At 48.1% G+C, this 12,866-nt stretch carries 8 protein-coding genes; 6 read left to right on the top strand and 2 right to left on the bottom strand.

Annotated elements, in window-relative coordinates:
* Positions 1–3 precede the first annotated feature (3 nt).
* On the top strand, positions 4–2,166 hold the full coding sequence (locus VM802_RS04190) for an IPT/TIG domain-containing protein (protein ID WP_325528289.1): 2,163 nt from the start codon (positions 4–6) through the stop codon (positions 2,164–2,166).
* 129 nt (positions 2,167–2,295) lie between these two features.
* The gene (gene acnA / locus VM802_RS04185; protein WP_325528287.1) at positions 2,296–5,019 is read left to right on the top strand and encodes an aconitate hydratase AcnA; all 2,724 of its coding nucleotides are present in this window, start codon (positions 2,296–2,298) and stop codon (positions 5,017–5,019) included.
* Between the two features lie 42 nt (positions 5,020–5,061).
* Here the strand turns inward: acnA and VM802_RS04180 are convergent, their stop codons facing one another.
* Positions 5,062–7,296 carry a monovalent cation:proton antiporter family protein gene (locus VM802_RS04180; protein WP_325528285.1) on the bottom strand — a complete coding sequence of 745 codons (2,235 nt, stop codon included), beginning with the start codon at positions 7,294–7,296 and terminating at the stop codon, positions 5,062–5,064.
* A gap of 339 nt (positions 7,297–7,635) precedes the next feature.
* Between VM802_RS04180 and VM802_RS04175 the strand changes: the two genes are divergently transcribed.
* Positions 7,636–8,658 carry a glycoside hydrolase family 43 protein gene (locus VM802_RS04175; protein WP_325528283.1) on the top strand — a complete coding sequence of 341 codons (1,023 nt, stop codon included), beginning with the start codon at positions 7,636–7,638 and terminating at the stop codon, positions 8,656–8,658.
* 157 nt (positions 8,659–8,815) lie between these two features.
* Positions 8,816–10,636, top strand: coding sequence for a glycoside hydrolase family 2 protein (locus tag VM802_RS04170; RefSeq protein ID WP_325528282.1), 1,821 nt, complete (start codon positions 8,816–8,818; stop codon positions 10,634–10,636).
* A 129-nt stretch (positions 10,637–10,765) separates the two neighbouring features.
* Here VM802_RS04170 and VM802_RS04165 read toward each other — a convergent pair whose 3' ends face one another.
* Positions 10,766–11,083, bottom strand: coding sequence for a dihydrofolate reductase family protein (locus VM802_RS04165; RefSeq protein WP_325528391.1), 318 nt, complete (start codon positions 11,081–11,083; stop codon positions 10,766–10,768).
* Positions 11,084–11,192: 109 nt separating this feature from the next.
* Between VM802_RS04165 and VM802_RS04160 the strand changes: the two genes are divergently transcribed.
* Together VM802_RS04160 and VM802_RS04155 are read left to right on the top strand one after the other, a co-directional pair.
* Positions 11,193–12,146, top strand: coding sequence for a YihY/virulence factor BrkB family protein (locus VM802_RS04160; protein ID WP_325528280.1), 954 nt, complete (start codon positions 11,193–11,195; stop codon positions 12,144–12,146).
* A gap of 191 nt (positions 12,147–12,337) precedes the next feature.
* Positions 12,338–12,847 carry an RNA polymerase sigma factor gene (locus tag VM802_RS04155; protein ID WP_325528279.1) on the top strand — a complete coding sequence of 170 codons (510 nt, stop codon included), beginning with the start codon at positions 12,338–12,340 and terminating at the stop codon, positions 12,845–12,847.
* Positions 12,848–12,866: the final 19 nt, after the last annotated feature.

Here is a 12,866-nt window from a genome sequence, read left to right as displayed (position 1 = left end):
AAGATGAAAAATATCTTCTTCTTCCTTACCGCCATGCTGTTATTCGCAGGTTGCAGGAAAGACAACAAGGAGGCGCCGCTTCCGCTTGCCATAACAGGCTTTCTGCCTAACAGCGGCAACGCGGGCACGGTGGTGACCATACGGGGGACGGGCTTCAGCAACAGACCAGAGAACAATAAAGTGAGCTTTAATGGTGCAACGGCAAGAGTGATGAGCGCCAATGACACCATGATTATTGCAGAAGCACCGAAGGATGGTACCACCGGCCCGTTGTCGCTTTCAGTAGGCGATCAGTCCATCAAAGGAAATCCATACACATATCAGTCGCTGAGTGTACATGGCATATCACCGGCTAACGGTCCCGCAGGTACGAATATCTTTATCAGTGGTGCTGGCTTCACCAGCAAGGATGCTCCGGCAGAAGTGACCGTGAACGGTAAGAAAGCAATTGTGTCTAATGCCAATGACACGCTGCTGGTAGTAGCCGTTCCCGAAGGTGCAGGTAGTGGCAGCATACAGGTATCGCTGAATGGCATGAAGGCTGACGGTCCCGTATTTACATTCCAGGCTATCACTAAAATCAAACCGCTGACAGGTGCAGCAGGTACTACTGTTACGATCACTGGTGAAGGCTTCCGCACTAACCCTGCGGAAAATATTATCGCCTTCAACGGTAAAGAGGCTACCGTAGTAAGCGCCAGCGCTACCTCACTGGTGGTGACGGCTCCCTCCGGTGTACAGACGGGCCCGTTATCTGTAACGATCAACAATCAGAAAGCGACTGGCCCGGTGTTTACCATCGTGCCGCCGCCATCATTAGTGACCGTAGCGCCGCTCAGCGGTCCGCTCGGTAGCCTGGTAACGCTGAACGGCAATTACTTCAGTGGAGAAAAAGACGAGAATATGGTTACCATCAATGGCGTACCTGTTCCTGTTGTGACGGCTTCCGTGAAGCAACTGACGCTGAATCTGCCGCAAAATGCAACCAGTGGTACAGTAAAAGTGGTGGTGAACGGACAGGAGGTAAGTGGCCCTGCATTTAAAGTGCAGCAGCTGGGTCTCAGCAAACTGACACCTGACAACGGTCTTGCCGGCACGATAGTAAATGTGAAAGGTACCGGCTTCGATCCTGTTGCTGCAAACAACATTGTTACCATAAACGGTTTAGCCATCACCGTTAGTAGCGCTACCGATACCACCATGACCGTTACTATTCCCAATGGTATTGCAAGCGGTACGCTCAATATTAACGCAGGCGGCTTATCCGCCACCGGGCCGGAGTTTCGTCGCGCCGGTGTGATGACGCTGTATTCCGGCAGTCTGATCGATAACTTTGCGCAGGCAGCCGCAATTGATTCCAAAGGGAATATCTATGTAGCTACTTCGGTAGGGATCAACAAATTCACACCTGACGGTACCGGCGTCGTATTTGTTGGCGGCACACGGGGAAATGCCGATGGCACAGGGGCGGCAGCTGCCTTCAATGGTATTGCAGGTATGACGATAGATCAGCAGGATAATATTTACGTAGCTGATAAAGGAAACCTGTCTATCCGTAAAGTGACACCGGATGGAACCGTTTCAACCCTGTATTCGAATATGAGCGAGGGCGCTGTTTACCTTGCTATTGATGCACGGGGTACGCTGTATTTCTCTACCGATTGGTCGGGTATATTCAAATTTGCTGCTAATGGCAACACCAGCAAGTTTACGTACACCAACACCAATTCGCAGATGACTTTCTATAACGGTTACCTGTTAATAAGTAACCAGGATGGTAACATTGTGTATAAACTTGACAAAAACAATGGAAGATCCATCCTGGCTGGTGTAAATGGCGTGAATGGATATGTTGATGGCCCGCTGGGTCAGGGACTTTTATACGGACCGGCAGCTACCTTGTATGATCCGGTTTCCGGCCTGGTGTATGTAGCGGATGCATACAATATGTCTCTCCGCACGATAGACCCTGCCAATGGTACTATTGGGACTATCAGCGGTGCCGCTAATACTTACCAGCCTTTCAAAGGCGGATTCAAAAATGGTACGCTCAGAGAAGCACTGTTCCGTATATCCAATAGCACACCAATCCTTGTAGACAAGAAAGGAGATGTCTATATTATAGAAGGTCCTAATAAAGCAATCAGGAAAGTGTTCCTCCGCTAACCATGTTTATTTTCACAAAGTGAATGGCCCATTTAGAATCAATCTAAATGGGCCATTCACTTTGTGAAAATAAACAAATCCATTCCGGCGTTGTTGTTAATGTGTCATTAATGCCTTAATTAAAGAACTATGCAACAACGAATCGCTTCACTCGGAAAACTGGAAAAAGAAAGTGGAAAGATTTCACGGCTACCTTTTTCCATCAGGATTCTATTAGAAAATGTACTTCGCAATCACGACAATTTCGCCATTACTGACGAGCACCTGGATACCCTTGTCAACTGGTCGCCATCGGGCACCGATAAGGAGATCCCATTCAAACCTGCGCGCGTACTGATGCAGGATTTCACCGGTGTGGCTGCCGTGGTGGACATCGCTTCCATCAGGGCGGAAGTGATACGCAGGGGAAAAGAGGGCGCACACATCAATCCGGCCATTCCGGTGGATCTTGTAGTGGATCACTCCGTACAGGTGGATTTCTTCGGAACCGATTATTCATATACCAAAAATGTAGCCTATGAGTATGAGCGTAACAAAGAGCGTTACCAATTATTGAAATGGGCACAGCAGGCCTTTAATAACTTCACGGTAGTACCTCCCGGTATGGGTATCTGTCATCAGGTGAACCTGGAATATCTTGCCAAAGGTGTAATAGAACGCGATGGATGGCTGTTCCCTGATACACTGGTAGGAACGGATTCACATACGCCGATGGTGAACGGAATTGGTGTGCTGGGCTGGGGTGTAGGTGGGATCGAAGCAGAAGCTGCGATACTGGGACAGCCTATTTATTTTACCTGTCCGCAGGTGATCGGACTGAAGCTCACTGGCCGTCTCAGTGAAGGCGTAACCGCTACTGATATGGTACTGGCAATTACGCAGCTGTTGCGTAAATATGGTGTGGTGGATAAATTCGTAGAGGTGTTTGGTGATGGCCTCGATCATCTCTCTGTGCCGGACAGGGCCACTATCTCGAACATGTCGCCGGAGTTTGGCTGTACAGTGACCTATTTCCCCATCGATACGCAAACCCTGCAGTACATGCACCGCACCAACCGCGCTAAAGAACAGATAGCGCTGGTGGAGTCATACTGTAAAGAAAATATGCTGTGGCGCCATGGTAATGAAGATATAACGTACTCGGATATATTGGAACTGGACCTTGGTAAAGTAGTGGCGTCAGTGGCTGGTCCCAAAAGGCCGCAGGACCGCATTGCGGTAAAAGACCTGCACAGCGAATTCGAGACTTTGCTCAGCAAGGAGTTCAAGCGTATGTATACGCCGGAAGGGAAGCGCCGTGACACCGCCTGGCTGTCAGAAGGCGGATCGGGTACAGCCTTTACCTACGAGATACAGAAACATGCCGACGATGTGGCCGTGGAAGTAGATTACCTGAAGTCTGTGCGTATCAGGCTTAGAAATGAAGAATACGTACTGAGCGATGGCGCTATTGTGATAGCTGCTATCACCAGCTGTACCAATACGTCTAACCCCAGTGTGATGATAGGAGCAGGGTTGGTGGCGAAGAAAGCCATCTCCCGCGGATTATATGTAAAGCCATGGGTGAAAACCAGTCTGGCGCCAGGCTCCAGAGTTGTGACCGAATACCTGAAACGCTCAGGTCTGTTATATGAACTGGAGGCCTTGCGTTTCCACATTGTAGGTTATGGATGTACTTCGTGTATTGGTAACAGTGGTCCGCTGCCGCCAGCTATTGCTGAAGCGGTAGACAAAGGTAGCCTGATTGTGGCTTCTATCTTGTCGGGCAACCGCAACTTTGAAGCGAGGGTGCACCCGCAGGTGAAAATGAATTTCCTGGCTTCCCCCATGCTGGTAGTGGCTTATGCCATCACAGGACGTATTGATGTGGACATCTTCACTGAGCCGCTGGGCAATGACCCCAATGGCGAGCCGGTATACCTGCGCGATATCTGGCCTTCACAGCAGGAGATCAATGAAGTAATGACCGCTGCCGTGAAACAGGAAGATTTTGAAAAAACGTATTCCGTGATCTTTGATGGAGACGAACAGTGGAAAGGTCTGCTGGCGCCAGCCGGGAAGGACTATCATTGGAGCAACGATTCCACTTATATTAAAGAGGCGCCGTTCTTCAAAGACCTCCCTGAACATATCGGCAAGGAAGCCAATATTAATAATGCACGCGTATTGCTGATGCTGGGCGACTCCGTTACTACAGATCACATATCACCCGCCGGTTCATTCAAGGCCGACACGCCCGCCGGAAAGTATCTGCTGGACCGTGGCATTGATCCGCGCATGTTTAACTCTTACGGCTCGCGCCGCGGTAACCATGAAGTAATGGTACGTGGCACTTTTGCCAACGTGCGTATTAAGAATGAGTTGTCTCCCAAAGAAGGAGGTTTCACCACACTGATCCCGCAAGGTATGGTGCTGCCCGTATATGATGCCGCCATGCAGTATGCCGCCGCCGGAGTGCCTTTACTGGTGCTGGCCGGGAAAGAATATGGCAGTGGCTCTTCCCGCGACTGGGCGGCGAAGGGCACTAACCTGCTGGGCGTCAAAGCGGTGATTGCAGAAAGCTATGAGCGCATTCACCGCAGCAATCTCGTAGGCATGGGCGTATTACCGCTCGAATATACCGACGGCGCAAGCGCTCATTCACTCGGCCTCTCAGGTACGGAGGAATTCAATATCACTGGTATTGATGACGGGCTTATCCCCGGTAAGGTACTCACTGTTACTGCAAAACAAGTGAGCGGTGACACAATTGTCTTCAAAGTAAAATGTCGCCTCAACAGCGCAATTGAGATAGAGTATTATCGCAACGGCGGTATCCTGCAATATGTGCTGAGAGAATTCCTGAAGAAGTAACGGTGATTTTCTCGCAGAGGTTTTTCGCCTCTGCGAGAAACACTACAATTTGAATTCTGCAATCTTTTTTCTGTCGCCCACCAGCCAGATTACATCTTCCCATTCAAACACTGTTTCCGAAGCAGGATTGAGAATGCGTTCACCACCGCGTGCAATGCCCACGACCAATGCCAGTGTTCTCTCCCGGATACCGGAATTGCGGATAGTCTTGCCTTTGAGGCCGTTGTGCTCATCCACCACAATACTGGTCAAACCAATATTTTCGTCGGAGCTGTCATCGCTGCGGGTGGTGGTCATAGAGCTTACCATACGGCTGAAAGCCTCTACCTGCGCCTCTGTGCCGATAGCGGTGATCTTGTCGTACGGAAATAATTTTTCATTGCGTGTAGGCGCATAGATGGTGATATGGCCCCTTTTGATAGAACCGATATTGATACCGTACTGCTCACGCAGTCCCAGTTGTTCCAGCGGTATATCTATGAGCGTGGACCACGGATCGATTTCTATTTCTGTTACCTGTGCATCCCAGGGCAACAGGTCGGCGGATTGCTTCTTTTTTGCTGCTGCATCTGCATTTTCACGTGCATTAAGATTGGAAAGAAAGCGGTGCTCTATACGATTGTAGAACTTCTGTAATTGCTGCCGCAGTACCAGGAGTACGATCAGCATCACCAGCAAAGTACCCAGCAACGCCCACCAGAAGGGAAAGAAGCGGTTCAGCATGAAACCTACCAACAGTACGGCAACCACGTTCCTGGTCACTTCCACTACCACCAACGGGCCATGATTGTATTTTGAATCGAGCCACAGTGCTTTATAGGCGCTGCTCTGCACCTTCTTGATCGTAAGTGCAGAAAGGAAAGGCGCCATCATAGCAATGGAAAGTACCACTGAAAGCAATTGTGCCAGCAATTTGTTGTCGAGATATTTTGAAATGAACGGACTTACATAGTAAGTGTTGAACAGGATAATAGCGATGATGATAACGCTGTTGAGAATGATCACCTTCAGATAAGAACGCAGCACGACGCGCCAGTCGCTCTCACCTTGCAGGGTCTGGGAACTGGCACTGTAGCGCGTGAGCACAGCCTGCCATTTCGCAGGAATCACCTTCTCCAGCAGGTTATACAATGGGGTGGAAAAACGTATCATATACGGCGTAGTAAAAGTGGTAATGGCGGAAACGCCCACTGCTACAGGAAAGAGAAAGTTACTGGTTACGCCCAGCGTTACGCCGAGTGTAGCAATGATGAAGGCAAACTCACCCACCTGCGCCATGCTCATACCTACCTGCACGGATTCCTTCAGCGGACGCCCCGAAAGTAATGCGCCCACAGCGGTACTGAGAAATTTACCAAACACGGTCAGCAATGTAACCCACAGCACCGGCCAGCGATATTGTATAATCATTTCAGGATTAATGAGCATACCTACAGATACAAAGAAGATAGCGCCGAAGAGGTCTTTCACCGGTTGTATCAGATGCTCCACTTTTTCTGATGAAGTAGTTTCTGCGATGATGGACCCCATGATGAATGCACCCAGCTCCGCAGAGAATCCTACTTGCGTGGCGAGTATCACCATGCCGAGGCACAGGGCAATACTGAGTATGAGCAGGGTTTCGCTGTTGAGGTAGCGCTCCATTTTTTTCAGGAAAGTGGGCAACAGGAAGATGCCTGCCAGGAACCATACTGCGAGGAAAAACATCAGCTTGGCAATGGTGAAGAGCATCTGCGTGCCTTCAAACTGTTTGCTCACCGCCATAGTAGACAACATCACCATCATCAGGATCACTACTATATCTTCTATCACCAATACGCCAAATACTATCTTGGTAAAGGGTTTATGCTTGATGCCCAGTTCTTCGAATGCCCTGATGATAATAGTGGTGGAAGAACTGGCGAGTAGTCCGCCAAGGAACACGCTGTCCATCATACTCCACCCCATCAGCTGCCCCAGGAAAAAGCCGGCAACAGTGATACAGGTAATTTCGGTGAATGCCGTGATGGCCGCCGTGCCTCCCACACGCATCAGTTTTTTAAAACTGAATTCGAGTCCTAACGAAAACAAGAGGAATATCACTCCGATCTCGGACCAGGTTTTTATCCCTTCTCCGTCATTGATGGAAGGAAATAAATGGAAATTAGGCCCCACAATGAAGCCCGCGATGATATAACCCAATACCATGGGTTGTTTCAGTCGCCTGAATAATAAAGTAATGATTCCAGCCGCTCCTAAAATTAATGCCAGGTCGATGATCAATTGTGGTACATGCATACAGTAATATCGATTTAATATAAGTCCTAAAAGCCTTTTCGCCGGCATAAAAATGCCGGACATGCGTGCTTAATGCCAGTTTATAATTCGCTGAATGTCGCTAATATATTACTTTTCCACGCAGCAATCAACTTTGATTTGCATGATGATAGGTGATCAAATTGATTTTTTTGTTTTGAAGAAGAAGGTCAGTGTGAATTTTTTGTTTGGAAGAATTGTATCAGATTTTGGTATGCTGATGACAAACGCTGGCGCATGTAATTTTTCGTTTGTAAAATTACAGTTTTGAGTATCTTATAACAGTCGTCAAAATAATCACCATCATCAAAGTTCCATGTTATGCCAAGAAGCAGGATGCTATTTTTACTTTGCCTCGCGCTGGTCTTGCACACTGGAGTGAAAGCGGCCGCAGATACCACCGGCACATTTGTCAACCCGTTACTCAGCAGTGGTCCGGATCCCTGGGTGATACGTTATAAGGGAGTATACTATTATATGGCCACCACGGGGCATAATATCACGATCCGTAAAACCCATGCTATGTCTGCTCTACCGGACGCGCTACCGGTAGTGGTATGGACGCCTCCTGCCAAAGGTCCCGATGCCCGGGATATCTGGGCGCCAGAGTTGCACCGCCTGCAGGGTAGATGGTATCTGTACTACACGGCCGGATCGTCGGATAAGGTACACCCCCAGCACACATTTGTACTGGAAAATACCGCAGATGATCCCACCACCGGCACGTGGGTCAGCAAAGGACAGGTAAGGGATACTACTGCGGACTATTTTGCAATAGACGGAACTATATTGGAACATAAGGGCCAGACGTATTTCATATGGAGCGGTCATAACGGCAAAGACAACACCCAGCGCCTGTACATTGCACGGATGAAGAATCCCTGGACGCTGGCCACCGCCAGAACAGAGATCGCTGCTCCGCAATATGACTGGGAAAAGAATAACATCAATGAAGGCCCGGAAATTATTAAGAACACAAGGGGCGGCGTATTCCTCGTTTTCTCAGCCAGCGGCTGCTGGACAGATGATTATGTGTTAGGGATGATGCGGTTGAAGAAGAATGCCGATCCGTTACTGGCATCCAGCTGGATCAAAGCGCCGCAACCCGTATTGATTGCGGCCCCCGGCTCCGGAGCTTTCGCACCCGGTCATAACGGTTTCTTCAAATCAGCGGATAACCGGGAAGACTGGATCATCTATCACGCCAACTCTTCAGTAGGACAGGGCTGTGGGCCGCAACGGAATCCACGTATGCAACCCTTCTCCTGGAAAGCTGATGGCAGCCCCGATTTCGGTATACCTGTAAAAATAAACACTCCTGTACCTAAACCTTCAGGAGAATGATTTTCTGATTTCGGAATTATTTGATTTTAGAATTTTAAATGCGGCGGAAATTATAGTGTACAACAATTATTAATCCTCGCTGCATTTAAAATCCCAAAATCAAATAATCTCAAGATCCCAAAATCAATAAAAAACATCTAAATAAAAAGATCAGAAAATGTATAAAAAGCACCTGTTATTAGCATTGGCATTAGGAGCAATGACCAATGCGCTGCATGCACAGCAAGGCTGGAAAATAGTACCGGGAAAGATCACTACCTCCTGGAGTGAAAAAGTTTCCCCCACTGATGTATTGCCTGAATATCCGCGCCCGCAGCTGGTTCGCGACAACTGGAAAAACCTCAACGGTCTATGGGACTATGCCGTGAAGCCAAAGGCAGAAAGCACGCCCACTGCATACGACGGAAAGATCCTGGTACCCTTTGCAGTTGAGTCAGCATTGTCCGGCGTAGGTAAAACAGTAGGCAAAGATAGCATCCTGTGGTATCATACCAGTGTCGGCATTCCCGCCAATATGAAAGGAAAGAAGATCCTGCTTCATTTCGGCGCATCTGATTGGCGTACTACCGTGTACGTGAATGGTAAAGAGGCCGGTACCCACGAAGGCGGCTTTGACCCCTTTACATTCGATATTACGCCCCTGCTTAAGACAGACAAACAGGACATCATAGTGCGTATCTGGGACCCAACCAATGAAGGGCCGCAACCCAGAGGCAAGCAGGTAAGGAATCCTGAGGGTATATGGTATACACCCGTAACGGGCATCTGGCAGACAGTATGGCTCGAAGCGGTGCCTGATACCTACATCGCCGGTACCAGGCAAACACCGGACATAGATCAGCAGACACTTACTGTGAACGCCGATGTACAGAACCTGCAACCCGGAGATAAGGTAACCGTTACAGCTTATGATGGTGCTATCAAGGTGGCTGAAGGTGAATTGAGTAACGGTACAGCCGTATTGAAGCTGTCTTCACAGAAGTTGTGGTCGCCGGATAATCCTTTCCTTTACAACCTGCAATTGGAAGTAAACCGTAAAGGCAAGGCCATCGACCAGGTGAAAAGCTATTTCGCAATGCGCAAATCGTCTGTAGGTAAAGATGCCAACGGTATACAGCGCATGCTGCTCAATAATAAGTTTGTATTTCAGTTTGGCCCGCTGGACCAGGGCTGGTGGCCTGACGGTCTCTATACCGCCCCTACAGATGAAGCGCTGAAATATGATATTGCCCAGACTAAAGCGATGGGCTTTAATATGATCCGCAAACACATCAAAGTGGAGCCGGCACGCTGGTATTATTACTGCGACAAACTGGGTATGCTGGTATGGCAGGATATGCCCAGCGGTGATCTGGGCAACGGCTGGGAGCCCCGGCCCGGCATCATCGACAAGGCATCCGACAAAAACCGTTCTCCTGAATCAGAAGGCTATTACAAAAAAGAATGGGAGGCCATTATTAATGCATTGTACAACTACCCTTCCATCATTGTATGGACGCCTTTCAACGAAGCATGGGGACAATTTAAAACCGAAGAGATAACGGAGTGGACAATGCGTAAAGATCCTTCCCGTCTTGTAAACACTGCAAGTGGCGGTAACTTCTATCCCGTTGGCCCTATTATCGATCTGCACAATTATCCTGAACCTGCTATGCCGGACCCGGCTATCTATGGTGATAAGCGCGCTATTGTACTCGGAGAATACGGTGGCCTCGGATTGCCCGTAGAGGGGCATGTATGGCAGCAGCGTGATAACTGGGGGTACCAGAATTTTAAGAATGCAGATGATCTTTTCAAAAGATACTCTCTGTTTGTTGACCGGCTGGAAATGCTGATCAGCAAAGGATTATCGGCCGCGGTATATACACAAACCACTGACGTAGAGGTAGAAGTGAACGGATTGATGACCTACGACAGAAAAGTACAAAAGATACCGGTGGAGAAATTACAGCAGATACACCAGAAGTTGTTTAGATAGATTTTGAGATTTTGGAATTATTTGATTTGGGAATTTTAAATGCAGCGAAGATTAAATTTTGGCAGATAACAATTTCAATCTCCACCGCATCTAAAATTCCCAAATCAAATAATTCCAAAATCTCAAAATCTATTTAACGTATCCCAGCTCCAGCACCCCATTACTATAAGTTTTGGTATGCACCAGTTTGAAACCCCTTTGAAATGCAGCCCCTTCAAAAAGCGAAATTCCTTCCCCCAGTATTACCGGCATTACGTGTAGGATCATTTCATCAATCAGGTCATGTTGTAGCATGGAAGCGTTTAGCTTTCCACCGCCGATGAGCCATATATCTTTTCCGGGAGTGGCTTTCACGCTGTTTACAAAAGTGGGGACATCTGCTGTGATGAACTGGACATTTTCATTATCCTTTAAAGAAGTATCGTGGGTAAATACGTAGTTGGTGATTCCCGGATAGGGGAACGTATCGGCCAGCGTAACACATGTAAAGGTCGGAATTATGCCCGATAAACGACCTGTGTGGATTAATTATTAAATTGCGCGCAATCAGGCAGCTATGGGATCAGTTAATGCAGATGAAAAAACATTACCGCGGTGGCGGTCATTTATGTTATCATTCAGTGATGCATGGAAGGTATTGCAGGCCAATGATCCGCTGCGCCTGGCAGCTGCAACTGCTTTCTTCACCACTTTTGCATTGCCGGCCATCCTGGTGATTATCATTCAGCTGCTGAGGCTTGTTTTTAGGATACAACACGTGGGCAGAAGATTGATGGCAGCGCTGGAAGCGCAATTCGGCAGGGAGACCGCTGATGCGGTTACACATACGCTGAGGGCTTTCAGGAGCCTTACACAAAACTGGATCATCAGCATCGCAGGATTCCTCTTCCTGTTGTTTGTGGCCACTACTCTTTTCAAGATCATCAAAGGGTCCATTAATCAGCTCTGGCAGGTGAAATCTGTAAAGAAGGAAAGCTTCCGGCAGATCATGCGGTCGAGGCTGAGGGGAGTGCTTGTGATCATCTTTGCAGGTTTACTGTTTGTGCTTGATATTATTGCGGAGGCAGCTAAAGGCTTCCTGGGAAAATATATAGAAGTATATGTGCCGGCCATGTCTTTTTACTATAACAGCGCCCTGAGTTATCTTATACAGGTATTAGTAGTAACCGTCTGGTTCTACATCGTGTTCTTTTTCATCCCTGATGCGCGTCCCAGGTTTAAACCCGGCATTGTGGGGGCATTGGTAACAGGGATATTGTTTACAGCCGGGAAGCTGCTGCTGCGTATCTTACTGAATTATAGCAGTATCAATACTATTTACGGCGCTTCTGCATCCACGGTGCTCTTGTTGCTCTTCATGTTCTATTCTTCGATGATCTTTTATTTTGGCGCAGCCTTTACACATGCCTGGTCTGCACGAAGGGGAATGCCGGTGGTGCCGCTGCCGAATGCGGGGTACTATGAGGTTACTACGGCTACTGCTGACAGCAATATGCTCAAAGAGAGCTAAAGGCCGGTCAAAGGCCAGTCAAAGGCCAGTTTAAAGCGCACTAAGGATCATTATTCAGGTGAGAAGCCGGTCATAAAAAACTTCCCGGATGGGCTAATCCGGCATATCATTTTCTAATTTTTGTTGTTATTTTTCCATTCTCAACATTATTAGTAGTTTTAGACGGGCATAGCCTACTAACTTATCTACCGGTGAGCAATAAGGAGAAGTATACCATAGCAGAAGTTTATGAACTTTATTGGAAAGAACTGTACATTGCTGCATATCGTCGCCTGCAATCTCCGGCTGACGTGGAAGATGTGCTACATGACCTTTTCCTTGCATTATTGCGCACCCCCGAAGTAATGGAACGGGACGGTTCTATCAGGGCTTATCTGCATCAGTCGCTCAAACACCGGATTATCGATAACTATCGTAAAGCACGGGTAAGACCCCGTCCTGAAGATGATACCGCCATGCAGGAAGAAGTATCGCCCATGAGCAGTGATGCCTCTCTCATTACCCGCGATATGGAAAAACGTGTAATGGAAGAAGTGAACCGGATGCCGGAAAAAATGAAAGAGATCTACCTGCTCAGCCGCCGGGATCATCTTCCTAATAACCAGATTGCCCATCATCTCAATATTTCGCTGCAAACCGTTAAAAACCAGATCAGCAGCGCTTTGAAGCGCGTGAAGACGGTGCTTTCCAATAACGGGTAATAGGCCCCTCAAAATTTTT

The sequence above is a fragment of the Chitinophaga sp. genome (genome assembly GCF_035538455.1).
Lineage (GTDB): Bacteria > Bacteroidota > Bacteroidia > Chitinophagales > Chitinophagaceae > Chitinophaga.
The sequence above is the reverse complement of the archived record's forward strand: the minus strand, read 5'-3'. Positions and strand labels throughout refer to the sequence as shown.